The sequence below is a fragment of the Symbioplanes lichenis genome (assembly GCF_030709675.1).
Taxonomy (GTDB): domain Bacteria; phylum Actinomycetota; class Actinomycetes; order Mycobacteriales; family Micromonosporaceae; genus Actinoplanes; species Actinoplanes lichenis.
The window spans coordinates 246,932-262,955 of sequence record NZ_JAUZQD010000006.1; the positions used below are offsets into that span (position 1 = coordinate 246,932).

Sequence of the window (16,024 nt, forward strand, 5' to 3'; positions counted from 1 at the left end):
CGTGCAGCATCTCTGCAACATGGACGTAACGCGGAGGTGCGGTCGTGAGGAAACATGTCGTCGCCGCGGGGCTGGTGGCGGTGCTCGCCGCCGGGGCCGCCGGATGTGAGAAGGACACCGCGGGCGGGCGTACGGGATCGGGCGACGCCGCCTATCCGGCCAAGACGCTGCAGCTCATGGTGCCGGCCGCGCCGGGCGGAGGATGGGACCTGACCGCCCGTACGATGCAGAAGGCCCTGACCGACGGCAAGCTGGCCGGGGGCAAGGCGGTCGAGGTCTACAACGTCACCGGGGCCGCCGGGACGATCGGGCTGGCGCAGCTCGTGTCCAAGAACGCCGGTGACGCGCACCACCTGATGGTCATGGGCCTGGTGATGGTGGGCGGCGTGGTCGCCAACAAGTCGCCCGTCAAGCTCGACCAGGTGACGCCGATCGCCACGCTGACCGCCGAGCAGGAGGTCGTGGTCGTTCCCGCGAACTCGAAATATCGGGACCTCAAGCAATTGCTGGCCGACGCCAAGGCCAATCCCGCGTCGATCAGCTGGGGTGGCGGTTCGGCCGGCGGCACCGATCAGATCCTCGTCGGACTGCTCGGCAAGGCGGCCGGTGCGGATCCGGCGGCCATGAAATACGTCGCCTATTCCGGCGGCGGCGAGGCCAAGGCGGCCCTGCTGTCCGGCGATCTGACGGCGGCGGTCTCGGGCCAGAGCGAGTTCAAGGATCTGGTCGCGTCGGGCAAGGTGCGCGCGCTCGCGGTTTCCGGCGCGACGGGCGTCGATGTGGGTGGTGGAGCGCCGGCTGAAACCATCAAGGAGCAGGGGTACGACGTCGAGCTCATGAATTGGCGCGGTGTCGTCGCCCCGCCCGGTCTCGACGGGGCCGCCCAGGCGTCGGTCGTCTCCTTCGTCGACACATTGCACTCGTCCCCGCAATGGCAGACGGCTCTCCAGCAACAGGGCTGGGAGGACTTCTACAAGAGTGGCGACGAGGCGAAGGCGTTCTTCGAGAGCGAGAACCAGCGCATCACCACGGTGCTGACCGAGATCGGGCTCGGCTGAATGGAGACCCGCCTGCGCACCGGCGGTGTCGTGCTCGGCGCGGTGCTCGTACTCGCCGGGGTGGGCCTGGTGTGGTCGGCGCTCGCGGCGGCCGACGGCGATCTCGGGCTGCAGAGCCCGCGCCTCGCCCCGGTGGTCATATCGTTGGCGTGGGTCGGGATCGCGGCGGCGTACCTGATGTCGCAATTCCGCACCACCGACGAGGAACCGGCGGAAAGGCCGCACTGGTGGGGCCCGGCCGGGGTGGCGGCGAGCCTGGCCGGCTTCGCCATTGCCCTGGAGTACGCCGGATTCGTCGTCTCCGCCGCCGCCTTCGTGCTCGTGGTCGCCCGCGTTCTCGGCAGCCGCAATCTGCTGCGTGACGCCATTGTCGCCCTGCTGTTGCCGGTGGCGATCTACTTCGCGTTCACGCACCTGCTCGACATCTTCCTGCCCGCGGGGGTGCTGCCGCTGTGAACGTCTTCGGCGATCTGCTGTCCGGCTTCGGCACGGTTCTCAGCCCGCAATACCTGCTGTACGCGGCCATCGGCGTCACCCTCGGCACCTTCGTCGGCGTGCTGCCCGGCATCGGCCCGGCGCTGACCATCGCCCTGCTGCTTCCCGTGACATTCAGCCTGGACGATCCGATCGGGACGTTCATCATGTTCGCCGGCATCTACTACGGCGCCATGTACGGCGGCTCGACCACGTCCATTCTGCTCAACACCCCGGGCGAATCGGCCTCCGTGGCCACGGCGATCGAGGGCTATCAGATGGCGCGCCGGGGCCGGGCGAAAGCGGCGCTCGCCACGGCGGCCATCGGCTCCTTCGTGGCGGGCACGATCTCCACTCTGCTGCTGAGCGTGCTGGCGCAACCGGTGGCCCGGCTGGCGACGACTTTCCGGGCGGCGGACTACTTCGCGCTGGCGTTGCTGGCCATGGTCGCCGTGACGGCATTGGTGGGGCGGTCGATCGTACGCGGGCTGATGTCTCTGGTTTTCGGTCTGTTCCTGGGCCTTGTCGGCATCGACGCGCTCACCGGTCAGGCGCGTTTCACCTTCGGCACCATGGAACTGCTCGAAGGCGTCGACGTCGTCGTGGTGATCGTGGGCCTCTTCGCCATCGGCGAGACCCTTTACGTGGCCGGCCGTCCGCTCCCCGACCAGCTGGAACCGGTCACGCCCGGGAAGTCGCCGTGGCTCAGCCGCGACGACTGGCGGCGCTCCTGGGGCCCGTGGCTGCGGGGCACGGCCGTCGGATTTCCTTTCGGCGCCCTGCCGTCCGGGGGCGCCGATGTGCCGACCTTCCTCTCGTACACCTATGAGAAGCACCGCGCCGCCCACCGCGCCGAATTCGGCAAGGGCGCGATCGAAGGCGTCGCCGGCCCGGAAGCGGCGAACAACGCGGCCTTCTCCGGCGTCCTCGTCCCGTTGCTGACGCTCGGCATCCCGACCTCGGCGACGGCCGCGGTCATGCTGGCGGCCTTCCAGATCTTCAACCTCCAGCCGGGCCCGCAATTGTTCGACACGTCGCCCGACCTGGTGTGGGCGCTGATCGCGTCGCTCTATGTGGGAAACGTCCTGCTGCTGGTCCTGAACCTCCCTCTCATCCGTGTCTGGGTGAAGGTGCTGCAGATCCCCCGGCCGATTCTGTACGCGGGCATCCTCGTCTTCGCGACCCTGGGCGTCTATGCGGCAACGGGCAGCGTGAACCAGGTCTTCCTCGCGTACGGCATCGGCGTCATCGGCTTCGGCATGCGCCATTTCGACTTCCCCATCGCCCCGGTCATCCTCGGCCTCATCCTCGGCCCGATGATGGAAGTTCAGTTCCGCCGCGCCCTCCTCGTCGCCAACGGCGACCTGACCACCTTCGTCGACCGGCCCCTGACCGCCGCCCTGCTGACATTGGCGGTGCTCGCCTTCGTGGTGCCCTACCTGCCCCGCATCATCGCCCGCCTCCGCGGCCGCACCTCCGACGAGGAGCCGAAGAAGCTCGTCTTCGCCGAGGACGACTGAGCCCGATTTTGTCGGACCCTTGTGCCAGCATCATCGGCATGCGGCATGTGACGGACGAGGAGCGGCGGGCCCGGCTCGCGGTGCGGCATGCGCTGGCGCCGGGGCATCAGGTGGGCACGGCGGAGCAGGTTGTGCGGGCCATGACCGTGTTGCACGCCACCGAGCCGGCGACCGTCCATCTGTCGAGCTGGGCCCGGGGCGAGGGTCTGACGGCGGCGGACGTGTCGCGGGCGCTGCACGAGGATCGGACGGTGGTCAAGCAGCTGGCCATGCGGCGGACGCTGTTCGTGTTTCCGCGGGACCTGCTGGCGGCGGCGTGGGGCGGGCCGGCCGCGCGGGTGGCGCGCACCGAGCGGGCCGCCATCGTCAAGGACGTCGTCAAGGCGGGGATCGACGCGGACGGCGAGGCATGGCTCGACCGGGCGCGGAAACAGATGCTCGACGTGCTGGCCGGAACGCCGGAGGGGCTCACCGCGGCGGAGGTGCGGCAGGCCGTACCGATGATCGATGTGAAGGTCGCGGTGACGCCCGGGGTGAGCTGGACCGCGTCCCGGATCCTCACGCAGCTGGGGGCTTCGGGCGAGGTGATGCGCGGCACCAACACGGGCGGATGGCACACGTCGCGCCCGCGCTGGACGCTGACCCGGCACTGGCTGGGGGCGGATCCGGAGCCGGCGAAGGCGGATGACGGCTACCGCGAGATCGTGCGGCGATGGTTGCACACCTTCGGCCCGGGGACCGAGGACGACCTGGTGTGGTGGCTGGGGTCGACGAAGACGACGGTACGCACGGCGCTGACCGAGCTGGACGCGGTCGCCGTGACGCTGGACGGCGGCCGGACGGGCTGGCTGCTGCCGGACGACGCGAACGAGCCGGGCGACCCGGGCGACCCGGGCGACTGGGCGGCGCTGCTGCCGATCCTGGACCCGACCGTCATGGGCTGGAAGGAGCGCGACTGGTACCTCGGGCCCCACCGCGAGCCCCTCTTCGACCGCAGCGGCAACGCCGGGACCACCGCCTGGGTGAACGGGCGGGTCGTCGGGTGCTGGGTGCAGGACGCCGCCGGGGTGGTCGAGGTGCGGCTGCTCGAGCGGGTCTCCGCGCGAGCCCGCCGCGCCCTCGACGACGAAGCGGCCCGCCTGACCGCCTGGCTGGCCGGTTTCCGGGTGCCGTCCCTCTACGGATCCCCGGCTATGCGGGCCCACTGACCCGGCGGCGAGCCGGGCGACGGGTTCCGTGAGGTCATGGGTCACGAGAGCCTGGATCAGCGCCTCGGTCAGCATCGCCGATTTGGTCTGAGCCCGTTCGCGGAGCGCGGGCGTGGTGGCGATGAGTCCGGCGCGCCGCTCGGCGACGGGACGGCCGGCGACGAACAGCGGGATGGCCGCCGCGTACGCACCCACGACCAGCGCCAGCGGAGAGGGCTCGCCCGCGCTGGGCTCGACCCGGTGCAAGCGGCCACGCTGCCGATGGTGGTGCAGACGGCCGCGTGGACGCTGGAGATCCTCGACCCCCGCCCCGGCTCCACGCTGCTGATCCACGGCGCCGGCGGCATGGCCGGCTACGCCTGTGTGCAGGTCGCCCTGCGCCGCGGCATCCAGGTGATCGCCACCGCCGGCCCCACATTCGCCGCCGACCTGGAAAAGCTCGGCGCCCGCGTCACCATCGACGAGCTGAGGCCCGACGTCACCCCGGCGACCGAGCTCCTGCCGCGCTACGCCGCCCTCGCCGCCCAGGGTGAGTTCCACCTGCCGATCGCCAAGACGTACCCGCTGGACGACTGGCGTAGCGCTGTCGAGCTCAGCTTGACCGGCAACCCGCACGGCAAGCTCGTTCTCCTGCCCGGCGACGGCCCGGGCCCGCGTGGGAACTGACCTCCCCGACCGGTCCGCGCCGGTGCTTCCGACCCGGAACGGCGGGTCCCCTCGGCCGATCCGATCAGGCGGGCACCCGGCCTAGCCTGCCTCCATGACGGACACGGCGATGTGGCACGCGGCGATGCTCGCGTGGATCCTCGCCGTGCCGCTGTGGCCGATCACCAAGTTCGTGGTCGTCGTCGCGCACGAGGGCGGTCACGCCATGGCCGCGGTGGCGGTGCTGCAGGCGGTCAAGAGAATCACGTTCAACACCGATGGGGGCGGTGAGACCATGACCGTCTCGCGCTGGCCGTTCACCATTCTGATCTCGGTCGCCGGGTACGCCGGACCGTCGCTCTTCGGCCTGTTCGCGGCCTGGCTGCTCCTGCACACCGAGCCGGTGATGGTGCTCTGGGCGAGCATGGCGTTCCTGGTGCTGATGCTGCCCACGCTGCGCGGACTGCTCGGCTGGATCATCATCCCGGTCCTGCTGACCGCGCTCTTCCAGATCACGACCAAGGCGAGCCCGGAGCACCTGACTCTCGCCGCCTACGTGTGGGTCTGGCTTCTTCTGATCGGCTCCGTGCAGCGGATGATCCTGCACGCGACGCGCGGCGACTGGACGGTCAAGGAGAACGACACCACCCGGCTCAGCGAGCTCACCCTCGTCCCGTCCGCCGTGTGGAGCTTCGTGCTGCTCATCGGCACGATCGGGGCGCTGGTATGGGGCGGGTCCCTGCTGCTGCGGATGCCGGCGTAGGGACCCGCGTCCAAAATCAGCCGAGCAGCTCCGGCCGCTCCCACTTCTCGCCGCGGACGTGCTGGGCCAGGAAGGCGAACACCGTCTCGTACCAGGCGCGGACGTTGCCGGGCTTGAGGATCCAGTGGTTCTCGTCCGGGAAGTAGAGGAACTTGTGCCGCTCCGGGTGCTCGCCCGACTGCAGCTCCCACCACAGCCGCAGCCCCTCGCCGATCGGCACGCGATAGTCCTTGTCGCCGTGGATGACCAGCATCGGGGTGGTGATCGACGCGGCGGAGCGGTGCGGGGAATTCTCCAGCGTCATCTCGCGGGTCATCTCGCGCGTCCAGTAGTACGAGGCGTCGGTCGTCTCCGAGAACTGGTCGAGCGCCCACAGCGAGGCGTGCGTCACGATCGCCTTGAAGCGGTCGGTGTGCCCGGCGACCCAGTTGGCCATATAGCCGCCGAACGAGCCGCCCATGGCCGCCGTGCGGGTGGCGTCGATGTCGGCCCGGGCCTCGGTGGCGTCGGTGAGGCTGAGCAGGTCGGTGTAGGGCGCTTGACCCCAGGCGCCCCAGCCGCGGCGGATGAAGGCGGTCCCGTAGCCGGTGGACAGGGCGGGGTCGGGCAGCAGCACCGCATAGCCGCGCTCGACCGCGAGCCACGGGTTCCAGCGCCAGGACCAGGCGTTCCACGACCCTTGCGGTCCGCCGTGGATCCACAGCAGCAACGGTACGGGCGCCTCCGCGCTCGCTCCGTGCGGCAGCGCGAGCCACGCGCGCAGCGGCGTCCCGTCGGCCGCCGTCGTGGACACCTCCTCCAGCCGTCCGGGGGCGGTGACCGGCTCGGCGGGCCCCGGCAGGGGGGTCACCTCGGGGGCCCCGCTCAGCGCGACGCGTACCGGGGCGGGCGGGGTGTCGATCGTCGCGCGCAACGCGTAGGCCCAGCGTCCGTCCGGGGAGACCACGACATTCGAGTACGCGGCATCGTCCGGTGTCAGCCGCGTGACCTCGCCGCTGCTCGCGTCGATCCGCCACAGCGGCGCGCGGCCGAGGTCGTCGGCGGTGGTGACCAGGGCGGTGCCGTCCGGCGTCCACCGGGGCCGCCCGGGCAGCCTGTCCCAGCCGGCGGTGAGGTCGCGGGCCGGGCCGCCGGTCAGCGGGACCAGCGCCAGCCACGAGTCGCCCGGCTCCTCCGGGGTGGACCGGCGCTGGGCGACGAAGGCGACCTGCGTGCCGTCGGGCGAGATGCGCGGCGCCTCGTAGTCGTGGCCGGGGTCGTCGGCGAGCGTGCGCCGCTCCCCCGACTCGGCGTCGATCGCGACGAGGGTGACCCGCCGGGAGCCCCCGGCCACGGGGACGGCCCAGGTGGTGACGACCGTGCGCCCGTCCGGCGCGAGGTCCCACGAGCTCGTGTCGTCCAGCGCCGAGCTGGCGTGCCCGGTGAGATCGCGGGGCTCCAGCCGCTCGGCGAGCGGGGCGACCAGCAGCCGCGTACGGTCCGGGCCCAGATCGTGGTCCCAGTAGCGCACCGGGTAGTCCTCGTGGAGGATCGCGGAGACGCCGGCGTCCTTGCGCCCGGTGCGGGCCTCCGCGTCGGCCTCGGCGCTCGCCGACGAGGGCAGCAGCGCCGATCCGAGCAGAACCGTCCCCTCCTCGCCGACGACGACCTGCCGGACCCCGCCCCGCGGCGCGGCCACGACGTGCGCGTCACCGCCGCCGGCCGGCAGCGACCAGAGGGCGGACTTCGGCTCCTCGCTGTCGTCGCCGGGCCGCGGCCGCGCCGAGACGAAGAGCAGGTCACCGGCGGGGGTGAAGGCGGCGGCCGACTCGCCCTTGTCGCTGTGGGTCAGCCGCCGGGCCGGGCGGGCGCCCTCGGGGTCGACCTCCCAGAGCGCCGTGACATAGGACGAGTTGTCCTGGGCGGGGGTGCCCACTCCCACGACGAGGCGGCGCCCGTCCGGGGACAGGTGGAGCCCGTCGAGGCGGGGCAGGCGCACGTACGCGTCCAGATCGCTGTAGGGGTTCACTCGACCATTCCTATCACCTGCCCCGGGCCGCCAGGTGGTCGCGCACAGCCGGATCGGTCGCCAGTGCCGCGGCGGTGCGATAGGCCTCGGCCGCCTCGGCGGGACGCTTCGCGCGGGCGAGCAGATCCGCGCGTACGGCGTGAAATGGCTGGAAGGAAGTCACCTGGGCCGCGTCGAGTTCCGCGAGCTCGGCCAGTCCCGCGGCCGGGCCGTCGGTGCGCCCTGTCACGGCGGCGCGGGCGACTCTGCTGCCGAGGCTGGGCGCCACGTGCACCAGCGCCGTGTAGAGCACCCGCAGCGCCGCCCAGTCCACCTCGCCGGTGCGGGCGCGGTCACAGTGCACGGCCTGGATCGCGGCCTCGAGCTGGAACCGACCGGGCGGCCCGCTGCCGGCCCGGCGCAGGAACAGGCCACCTTCGACGATCAACTGCCTGTCCCACGTACGCGGATCTTGCTGCTCGATCGGCACGTACTGCTCGCCCCGGCCCGCCGCCCGGGCCAGCGACAGCGTGATCAATGACGCCAGCCCCCACGCCTCCGGTTCGGTGCCGAGCAACGTGGCCAAAGTGACCGCGAGGTACTGCGCCTCCCCGTCGCCCTGGTCCCAGGTGAGGGCGTGACAGCCGTACACCGCCTCGAGGACCGCCGGCAGCCGCGCGGGCATCGCCTGGCGCCCGGGCACGACGAACGGGATCCGGACGTCGCGGATCTTGCGCTTGGCCCGGACCAGCCGCTGGGCCATCGTGGCGGGCGGCACGGCGAAGGCCGACGCGATCCGGGCGGCCTCGAAACCCAGCACGGTCTGCAGCATCAGCGGCGTCCGCGCGGCGGGGTCGATCGCGGGGTGCGCGCAGACGAACAGCAGCCGCAGCCGCTCGTCCGGAATGGCGTCCGGATCGAGGTCGTCGATCGGCGTCACCGCGGCGTGCCCGGCCGCGTCGTCCAGCGGTGCGCTGGTGCGGTGCGCGGCCGACTTCCACACGTCGCGGACGCGGTTGCGGGCCACGGTGAGCAGCCACCCCTCCGGGTTGCCGGGCACGCCGGCGGCCGGCCAGGTGGTCAGCGCCCGCTCGAAGGCTCCCGCCAGGGCGTCCTCGGCCAGGGCCAGGTCGCCGGTGGGCGCGGCGAGCAGGGCGACGAGCCTGCCGTACGCGGTGCGGGCCACCCGCTCGGTGACGGCCCGCGCCGCGTCGGCACTCATGCGTTGGGGCGCCAGACGCCGTCGGTCACGTACATGGCGCCCGGCCGGACCTCGACCGTGCCCCAGGTCGCGGCCGGCACCCGGCCCGCCCACTCGATCGCGGCGTCGAGGTCGGGCACGTCGATGACGAAGGTGCCGCCGAGCTGCTCCTTCGTGTCCGCGAACGGGCCGTCCTGGATCCGCAGCTCGTCGCCCACCCGGCTGACGGTGGTGGTGGCGGCCGACGGCTGCAGGACCTCGGCGGCGATCAGCACGCCCGCCTGCTGCAGCGTCGCCGTGTAGTCGGTCATGGCCCGCCGCCCCTCGGCCATCGCCTCGGCGCCGAGCGTCTCGGGGGTCTGCTCGGTGTAGTGCATCAACAGCGTGTAGCGCATGTCGTCATCCTCCTCGGAGTCGTCATCTTCCCGGCTTCCAGGAAGATGACGACTCGCGGGCCGCCCGATCGACATCCGGCCGGATGTCACTCGGCCGGCGGCCAGGACTCCTGGTCGCGCATCGTCGCGGGGCGCAGCGACATCAGGATCTTGGTGATGTCCGCGACCGTGAGGCCCTTGCCCGAGCTCTGGAACTCGGCGAAGTGGCCCGCGTCGAGCACCAGCACGCAGTTCCTGATCGGCTCGTCGCAGACGACCCGCCGGCCCTTCCCCGCCTTGTAGCCGTCCTTCGGCGTACCCGTCCAGACCCGGACCACCCCGCCGCTCAGGACACCGTCGTCGACCGGGCCGGCCTGCTCGGCGCGGCTCGGCGGACCGTCGTGCAGCACGACCTCCGAGACGACGTCGGACATGTCCTCGGCGTTCTGCGTCACGCTCACCGCCTGCCAGCCGCCGGGCAGCCAGCCGAAGGTGTACGGCATCCGCAGCGGGCGTTCCGCGGCCGGGCGCACCCCGGCGACGATCGCCAGGGTGTCCTTGCGCGTGAACGGGTCACGGCCCTGACCGGGCAGGAAGGTCGCCCAGGCGTCGTCGGCGTACTCCCAGGCGACGGCGGTGCGCGTGTACTTGACCTGGGGCAGGTCCCGGGCGGACGACGTGTCGCCGTCCTTGCGGGTCGAGAGCCACTTCTTCATGGCCTGCTGCTCCGGCAGCAAGTACGTCAGCTCGCGCACCAGGGCCGTCGTGCCGCCCACGTCCACCTTGGCGGCGGGACCGTAGGCGGTGTTGAACTCGCCCTTCGCCCCGAACGTCGCCGGGTCGAAGACGCCCGGCCGGTAGACGGTGATCGTGGCGTCCGCCAGCGGGTACTCCTTGTCGTCGACACCGATCACGTAGCCGTCGCGATAGACCGGGAGCACCTGGTAGCCCGAGGTCACCTGGTTGACCGGCCCGACCCGGTACTTGCCGGCGCGGAAGCTCGCGAGCGTCGAGGCGAACCCGTCCGGCTGGGTGAAGACCGGCCGCGCGACGACCGGGGACGGCGAGGCGGCGGGGACCGGCGGGGCCGGGGGCGCGCTCCGGAGCGTACCCGTCAAGCCTGTCACCAGAGCGACCACGACGGCGGCCGCGCCTCCCGCCCCCGCGACCGCGGCCGTCCGGCGCCGCCGGCGGATGCGGTGCGCGCCCGCGATGATGTCGTCCGTGCTGGTCCGCGGCGCGGGGGCGCCGTGCTGGACGGCCTCAAGCACGTCCTCGATGCGATAAGACACGATCCGCTCCTTCCGGCGACTCGTCGGCGAGGACCGCCCGCAGCGCGTCCAGCCCCCTGCTCGTCTGACTCTTCACCGTGCCCTCGGTGCAGCCGAGCACCTCGGCCGTCTCCTCGACACTCAGCCCCTCCAGGAACCGCAGCACCAGCGCGGCCCGCTGCCGGGGCGGCACCCGCCGCAACGCCGCCCGCAGCCGCAGCCGCTCGTCGACGTCCACCGACGGGTCCGGCCCGGCCACGTCCGGGAACGCGTCCCCCGCCGAGCGCTCGCGCCGCCACGGCCGGCGCTTCTCCCCGATCGCCGCCCGGACGACCATCGTGCGCGCGTACGCGTCCGGGGCGGCCACCTTGCCCCAGCGCAGGTAGAGCCGGGACAGCGACCCCGCGACCGCGTCCTCGGCGGCCTGCCAGTCGCCGCAGGTGACGTACGCCAGCGCGCGCAGCGACGGGAACCTGGCCCTGACGAACTCCCGGAAAGCCTCCTCGGCCTCGGCGTCCACTCGGTCGTGCTCCTCTCGTCGAGGCATAGAGGAGAGACGAACCCCGCCGGGTTGCACCGCCGCCGAGAAACTCTCAGATATCGCGCCTGCGGAAGACGAGCTGGGCCGCCAGACCGGCGGCCACCGCGGCGCCGGCGAGCAGCAGTATCCCCGGCCCCGGGGCGAGGGCGCCATCCACGGGCACCACCGCGTACGCCGCCTGACCGGCCGTGATCGGCCAGAACCGGCCGAACCAGTCGCCGAGCACGCCGGGCAGACCCGGGCCGAGCGCCGGGACGAGCAACAGGGCGCCGACCAGCAGGGCGAGGCTGCTCGTGGCCGACCGGACCAGCGCGCCGACGGCCAGCCCGAGCAGGGCGACCAGCGTCAGGTACGCCGCCCCGCCGAGCAGGGCCCGGGCGACGCCCGGATCACCGAGGCCGGCCGCGGGCAGATCCGCCCCGCGCACCATGAGCTGCACCACGGCGAAGCTGAGCAGCGTCGTCACGAGAGCGGTCGCCAGCCCGACGGCCGCGACGACGGCTGTCTTGGCCGCGAGCAGCCGGCGCCGCGACGGCACGAAGACCAGGCTCGTGCCGATCATCCCGGTGGCGTACTCGGGCGTGATGGCCAACGCCCCCAGCATGCCGATGACGAGCTGGGCGAAGAGGAAGCCCTTGAGGCTCTCGGCGGTCGGGTCCCAGCCGGCGGACAGCTCGGACGGCGGCGTGCCGAGCAGGTCGGACACGCCCAGCACGCTGAGCGCCACCCCGGCCGCCACCGCGGAGGCCGCCGCGATCCAGGTGCTCCGGACGCTGCGCAGCTTGGTCCACTCGGAGCGGAGCACGCTCATGCCGCGACCCCCTCGTAGTCGGTGGCCTCGTGGGTGAGCCGCAGGAACACGTCCTCCAGCGACTCGCGGACCGGGCTGAGCTCGTCGAGCGCGAGCCCCTCGGCCGCGGCGATCCGGCCGACCGTCGGCGCGTCCGCCCCGGTGACCAGCAGCGACGAGTCCGGCTGGGCCGCGAAGTCGACACCGGCCCGCGCCAGCGCCCCGCCGAGACGATCGGGCGAGCCGGCCCGGACCGTGACCGCCCGGGTGGTGTGGGCCCGCACGAAGTCGTCCAGCGTCGCCTCGGCGATCAGCCGGCCCCGGCCGACCACGACGAGGTGGTGCGCCGTCAGCTCCATCTCGGACATCAGGTGACTGGAGAACAGAATGGTCCGGCCTTCCCGCGCCAGATCCCGCAGCAGCGTACGCAGCCACCGGATGCCCTCCGGGTCGAGCCCGTTGAGCGGCTCGTCGAGCACGAGCACGCCCGGATCGCCGAGCAGCGCGGTCGCGATGCCCAGCCGCTGCTGCATCCCGAGCGAGAACTCCCCCGCCCGGCGGTCGCCGGCCGCCCCGAGCCCGACCAGCTCGAGCACCTCCCCGACCCGCCGCCGGTCGAGCCCCGCCGCCTGCGCGAAGGCGAGGAGGTGCTGCGCGGCGGTGCGATGCGGGTGGACGGCTCGCGCGTCGAGCAGGGCGCCGACCGTACGCGCCGGGTCGTCCAGGTCCGCGAGCCGGCGGCCGCCGATGGTGATGGCGCCCGACGTGGGCCTGGTCAGCCCGGTGAGCATGCGCAGGGTCGTGCTCTTGCCCGCGCCGTTGGGCCCGAGGAAGCCGGTGATCACCCCCGGCTGCGCGGTGAAGGACAAGTCGTCCACCGCCACGGTGGCGCCGTATCTCTTGGTGAGCCGTTCGGCCCGGATGCCGTGCATGCCGCTCCCCTCAGAAATCACACTGTTCGGTGTAGTTTATCGATCGAGGGCAAGCCGGGCCTCGACCCCTTCTGGTCAGGGTCACGTAGTCTGGGCCCGTGCCGAGAACGATCGCGGAGGCCCAGACCCCGGGGCGCCGGCGCCGGTCCGAGGGCAAGAAGACCGCCATCCTGGACGCCGCCGAGGCACTGTTCCTGACCGAGGGCTACGACCGCACGAGCGTGGACGCCGTCGCCGCCCGGGCCGGGGTGTCCAAGCGCACGGTCTACGACCACTTCGGCGACAAGGAAACCGTCTTCCTGCGCGTCGTCGAACGCGTGGGCGAATCCCTCCTCGCCACCGTCCGCGCCGCCGTCGACGAAGAACTGACCTCCGGCCGCGACCTCGGCACCGCACTGACCGCCTTCGCCCACCGCATCGTCGACCGAACCTTCCCGTCCCCCGACTACCTGACCTTCCGCCGCCTGCAGGCCCAGCAGTCCCCGGCCGGCAAGCAGCCCGTCACGGTCCGCGACCGCCCGGAGCAACTCCTCGAAGAACGCTTCGCCGGACTGGCCGCCGAGGGCGCAATCCACGCCGAGAACCCCGCCGTCGCCGCCCGCCACTTCACGGCGCTGACCATCACGCTCGCCCTGCAGGCCGCCCTCGACCAGCGCGAGGACCTGCCGCCCCGGGACTCCGCGCGGATCATCGCGGACGGGGTGGCCGCCTTCCTGCGCGCCTACGCCTGAGCCACTGTGTTCGCCCGCCGGCCCACTCCCGGCGTCGCCGGCGCGGCCGGGGACGCCCGCTGCTCACTTCTGGCGCGCACGTGCCCGATATCGGCCGCGCTCTCGGAGGGTGGCTTCGTTCGCGGCTTTCGGCGCCATTCCGCCGCCATCACGCGCCGGAATGTTTCGTGAGAACCGGCACCAACCGCGAACCTTGACCACCGGTGGCGCAGACGGTCGCCCGCCGAACTCGCTTACGCTGCGTACAACGGATCATGAAATCACTCGGAGCGCAGATGCCTGGATCCGCCGACGAGAGCATCGGTTCGGTCGGCCGTTCAGCCCGGCTGAAGCTCTACAGCCCGAAACTCTCTCCGGCGAAGTTCCAATAGACCAGAGCAGCCACATACCAGAGGGCGTAGAGCCCTGCAACGGTTACAAATCCCCAGACGAACCACCTGAGGATCTTCCGCATCTGCTCGCGTGGCACCTCATCAGGCTGCCGAAGGACGGAGCGGTGTTTTCCCTGTTCAGGTTTTTTGATCTGCCGCCAGTCGCGCGCCATAGGCCGTCACGAGCTGCATGGCGCTGGCCGGTAGCCGGGTATGCCGATGGCAGAGCCCGGTGGTGCGGCTCGGTCGCGCAGCCTCTGGCACTAATCGGGCACCATGCAATTCCGCCCCGGGCAGCAGAGCCGTACTCGACTTCTCAGGTTGAAGCCCATCACGAGGGCGTTGGTGCACTGATCTGCCGCGATCCGGCCGCGACCTAATGTGTTAGTCACTGCGCGGCTTGGCTTGCGATATGCAGAGGCGAGGCCGCCAGCAAGGTTCGCCGAGTAGTGACCAGGCATTACGCAGGCCGACGTCAGTGCATCGGCGACCTCGGTCGTGGGCCGCGACAAGTATCTCGAACATCATCGCGGCCGCTTGAAGTCTTGCCGGTCGACCACTAGCAACGGGGATCCGCCCTGGCCGACGGCACTAGCGATGCTTCCCTGGAATAGGTCGACGCAGTCGCACCGGAGCGACCACGCGATCAGGTCCTCGGCACGTCGCGCGACGATCCGGTGCAGGAACTCGTCGGGATTGTCGGCCGCGGTCGCCGCCGCGGCCGTGAAGTCCTTGAGGGTCACCCGACTGTCGCCCTGGATGAAGTCGGTGTAACCCAGCACCTCCATCTGCGGCAGTAGCGCTTTGATCAAAGTGGCGACGCAGCCCATCACCCGGGCATGGCTCACGTCCTTCGATCTGTGGGCGACCGCAGCCTCGGCCGCCCACACGCCGTAGAGGCGGACGGCGACCGAGCGTAGGGCGTTTTCGTTCGGCTTCGTGGTTAACGTCATGTCGAGCAGTGCCTCGAACAGCAGAAGCTTGGTCTTGTCGCCGAATTGAGGATCCCAGCCCCCGTCGACTGCGCTCGGCCAGTGCAGCGACTGACACGCATCGAGGCTGCGGGCGTTGCGGCAGAGCAGCTCGGCCGCCATCAGCTGGGCGTTGCGCTGATCCGATCGCAGCGCGCCGTCGATGACCAGGATCGCGGTTTCGGTCGAAACCTTGTCCTTTCCCCCGTCCCAGAGGTCGACCAGCATGGCGACGGCGAGGCCGGCCTGGTCGAGGCGTGTCAGCGCCAGCAGGCTGGAGGCCGCCGCGGCTCGGTCGACGCCCAGGCCGTCCTTGGAACTGACAAGCTGCCCGGCGCGCATCGCCGCTTCCAGCTTCAACTGGCCGAAGCTCTGCTTCTGTTCGACCGCGAGCCGACGGTTGGACTGGCGGGTCAGCGTGTGGGCGATCAGCGCGACGAGCGCTGTGACCACGGCGCCGGCGTATACCAGCATCTTGTCTGAGTAGCCGAACAGCGACCCGGCGCCCAACGGGATCACCACAGCGACAAGGGTCAGAATCGCTCCCCAACCCCAGATCCAACGTCTATCGTCGTTCTGGCTCTTCGTCATTTCCCTCGACCTCGTTTGTATTCGCACCGCCGGGACCGGCAAACGATGCACCCACCATCGAGAGCTGTCCATCGCCTAGAACGGTGGCCGCGCTGTCCGATCGAGGACGGCAGCGTCGAAGGCCGTTTGTGCTTCTGCATCCGGTCCGCCGCCTGACCGTGCGCTGGAAACGCCGCGCCGACATCCACGACGGTTTCGTCAGCCTCGTGTGCGCTCCGATCTGCCGGCGACGCGTGGTTCGCTGGACGAACGGCAGCTACGAAGGGCTGTAAACCGTCCGGCCCGTGTCTGGGTCGATCACCGAAACCACCTCGCTGGTCCGGAACACGTCCACGGCGGCGCCCTCGCGGCCGGGGCTGATGTTTGTCGTCACGTGAGCCCACTGGTCGCCGAGGTCGTAGCCCCACGCGATGTCGTACACGACCAGGCGACGGCCGTCCTGAAGCAGCACCACGGTCTCCACGCCGTCACGATCGTGGAGCAACTTCACCAGTGCCGGCGGCTGCGTCATGAGTGCACGCTACCGATACCACCACCAGCCTTCCGCGATCGGGACAAGCGGCACGAGCGGCGCCGGGGCGGTCCGGGCGAGCGGC

16 protein-coding genes are annotated in these 16,024 nt (G+C 71.5%); 7 read left to right on the forward strand and 9 right to left on the reverse strand.

The window, feature by feature from the left end:
- The first annotated feature begins 44 nt into the window (after positions 1–44).
- The 6 genes from RAN62_RS16465 to RAN62_RS16490 all read left to right on the forward strand — a co-directional run bounded on the left by RAN62_RS16465 (position 45) and on the right by RAN62_RS16490 (position 5,668).
- Positions 45–1,058: a tripartite tricarboxylate transporter substrate binding protein gene (locus RAN62_RS16465; RefSeq protein ID WP_305785530.1), complete on the forward strand. Its 1,014-nt coding sequence runs from the start codon at positions 45–47 to the stop codon at positions 1,056–1,058.
- Positions 1,059–1,514: a tripartite tricarboxylate transporter TctB family protein gene (locus tag RAN62_RS16470; protein WP_305785531.1), complete on the forward strand. Its 456-nt coding sequence runs from the start codon at positions 1,059–1,061 to the stop codon at positions 1,512–1,514. It begins immediately after the preceding gene.
- Complete coding sequence (locus RAN62_RS16475; RefSeq protein ID WP_305785532.1) at positions 1,511–3,052, forward strand: tripartite tricarboxylate transporter permease; 1,542 nt, start codon at positions 1,511–1,513, stop codon at positions 3,050–3,052. The genes RAN62_RS16470 and RAN62_RS16475 overlap by 4 nt, the downstream gene beginning before the upstream one ends.
- A 38-nt stretch (positions 3,053–3,090) precedes the next feature.
- The gene (locus tag RAN62_RS16480) at positions 3,091–4,260 is read left to right on the forward strand and encodes a winged helix DNA-binding domain-containing protein (RefSeq protein WP_305785533.1); all 1,170 of its coding nucleotides are present in this window, start codon (positions 3,091–3,093) and stop codon (positions 4,258–4,260) included.
- Positions 4,261–4,296: 36 nt separating this feature from the next.
- Complete coding sequence (locus RAN62_RS16485; protein ID WP_305785534.1) at positions 4,297–4,926, forward strand: MDR/zinc-dependent alcohol dehydrogenase-like family protein; 630 nt, start codon at positions 4,297–4,299, stop codon at positions 4,924–4,926.
- Between the two features lie 94 nt (positions 4,927–5,020).
- Entirely contained in the window at positions 5,021–5,668 is a 648-nt protein-coding gene (locus RAN62_RS16490; protein ID WP_305785535.1) for a M50 family metallopeptidase, read from the forward strand.
- A gap of 16 nt (positions 5,669–5,684) precedes the next feature.
- Here RAN62_RS16490 and RAN62_RS16495 read toward each other — a convergent pair whose 3' ends face one another.
- The 7 genes from RAN62_RS16495 to RAN62_RS16525 all read right to left on the reverse strand — a co-directional run bounded on the left by RAN62_RS16495 (position 5,685) and on the right by RAN62_RS16525 (position 12,764).
- Positions 5,685–7,676, reverse strand: coding sequence for a S9 family peptidase (locus tag RAN62_RS16495; protein ID WP_305785536.1), 1,992 nt, complete (start codon positions 7,674–7,676; stop codon positions 5,685–5,687).
- Positions 7,677–7,689: 13 nt separating this feature from the next.
- Entirely contained in the window at positions 7,690–8,877 is a 1,188-nt protein-coding gene (locus RAN62_RS16500; protein WP_305785537.1) for an RNA polymerase sigma factor, read from the reverse strand.
- Positions 8,874–9,251, reverse strand: a complete 378-nt coding sequence (locus RAN62_RS16505) for a YciI family protein (protein WP_305785538.1) — start codon at positions 9,249–9,251, stop codon at positions 8,874–8,876. Before RAN62_RS16505 ends, RAN62_RS16500 begins: the two co-directional genes overlap by 4 nt.
- Positions 9,252–9,337: 86 nt before the next feature.
- Positions 9,338–10,522, reverse strand: coding sequence for a hypothetical protein (locus RAN62_RS16510; RefSeq protein ID WP_305785539.1), 1,185 nt, complete (start codon positions 10,520–10,522; stop codon positions 9,338–9,340).
- A complete protein-coding gene (locus RAN62_RS16515) occupies positions 10,494–11,048 on the reverse strand; it encodes a SigE family RNA polymerase sigma factor (protein ID WP_305785540.1) in 555 nt (184 codons plus the stop codon). Before RAN62_RS16515 ends, RAN62_RS16510 begins: the two co-directional genes overlap by 29 nt.
- A 46-nt stretch (positions 11,049–11,094) precedes the next feature.
- A complete protein-coding gene (locus RAN62_RS16520) occupies positions 11,095–11,853 on the reverse strand; it encodes an ABC transporter permease (RefSeq protein WP_305785541.1) in 759 nt (252 codons plus the stop codon).
- Positions 11,850–12,764: an ABC transporter ATP-binding protein gene (locus RAN62_RS16525; protein WP_305785757.1), complete on the reverse strand. Its 915-nt coding sequence runs from the start codon at positions 12,762–12,764 to the stop codon at positions 11,850–11,852. Before RAN62_RS16525 ends, RAN62_RS16520 begins: the two co-directional genes overlap by 4 nt.
- A 98-nt stretch (positions 12,765–12,862) precedes the next feature.
- Here RAN62_RS16525 and RAN62_RS16530 point away from each other — a divergent pair, with 98 nt between their 5' ends.
- Positions 12,863–13,495 (forward strand): TetR/AcrR family transcriptional regulator, encoded by a 633-nt coding sequence (locus RAN62_RS16530; protein WP_305785542.1) that lies wholly within the window; start codon positions 12,863–12,865, stop codon positions 13,493–13,495.
- A gap of 895 nt (positions 13,496–14,390) precedes the next feature.
- Here RAN62_RS16530 and RAN62_RS16535 read toward each other — a convergent pair.
- Both RAN62_RS16535 and RAN62_RS16540 read right to left on the reverse strand, forming a co-directional pair.
- Positions 14,391–15,359: a hypothetical protein gene (locus RAN62_RS16535; protein ID WP_305785543.1), complete on the reverse strand. Its 969-nt coding sequence runs from the start codon at positions 15,357–15,359 to the stop codon at positions 14,391–14,393.
- A gap of 325 nt (positions 15,360–15,684) precedes the next feature.
- Entirely contained in the window at positions 15,685–15,939 is a 255-nt protein-coding gene (locus RAN62_RS16540; RefSeq protein WP_305785544.1) for a hypothetical protein, read from the reverse strand.
- Between the last annotated feature and the right edge of the window lie 85 nt (positions 15,940–16,024).

Excerpts from the sequence above, each read along its gene's own strand:
- RAN62_RS16470 (WP_305785531.1), top strand. The coding sequence starts at position 1,059 with ATGGAGACCCGCCTGCGCACCGGCGGTGTCGTGCTCGGCGCGGTGCTC.
- RAN62_RS16485 (WP_305785534.1), top strand. The coding sequence starts at position 4,297 with ATGGGTCACGAGAGCCTGGATCAGCGCCTCGGTCAGCATCGCCGATTT.
- RAN62_RS16520 (WP_305785541.1), bottom strand. The coding sequence starts at position 11,853 with ATGAGCGTGCTCCGCTCCGAGTGGACCAAGCTGCGCAGCGTCCGGAGC.
- RAN62_RS16540 (WP_305785544.1), bottom strand. The coding sequence starts at position 15,939 with ATGACGCAGCCGCCGGCACTGGTGAAGTTGCTCCACGATCGTGACGGC.
- RAN62_RS16515 (WP_305785540.1), bottom strand. The coding sequence starts at position 11,048 with ATGCCTCGACGAGAGGAGCACGACCGAGTGGACGCCGAGGCCGAGGAG.
- RAN62_RS16525 (WP_305785757.1), bottom strand. The coding sequence starts at position 12,764 with ATGCACGGCATCCGGGCCGAACGGCTCACCAAGAGATACGGCGCCACC.
- RAN62_RS16480 (WP_305785533.1), top strand. The coding sequence starts at position 3,091 with ATGCGGCATGTGACGGACGAGGAGCGGCGGGCCCGGCTCGCGGTGCGG.
- RAN62_RS16500 (WP_305785537.1), bottom strand. The coding sequence starts at position 8,877 with ATGAGTGCCGACGCGGCGCGGGCCGTCACCGAGCGGGTGGCCCGCACC.
- RAN62_RS16490 (WP_305785535.1), top strand. The coding sequence starts at position 5,021 with ATGACGGACACGGCGATGTGGCACGCGGCGATGCTCGCGTGGATCCTC.
- RAN62_RS16505 (WP_305785538.1), bottom strand. The coding sequence starts at position 9,251 with ATGCGCTACACGCTGTTGATGCACTACACCGAGCAGACCCCCGAGACG.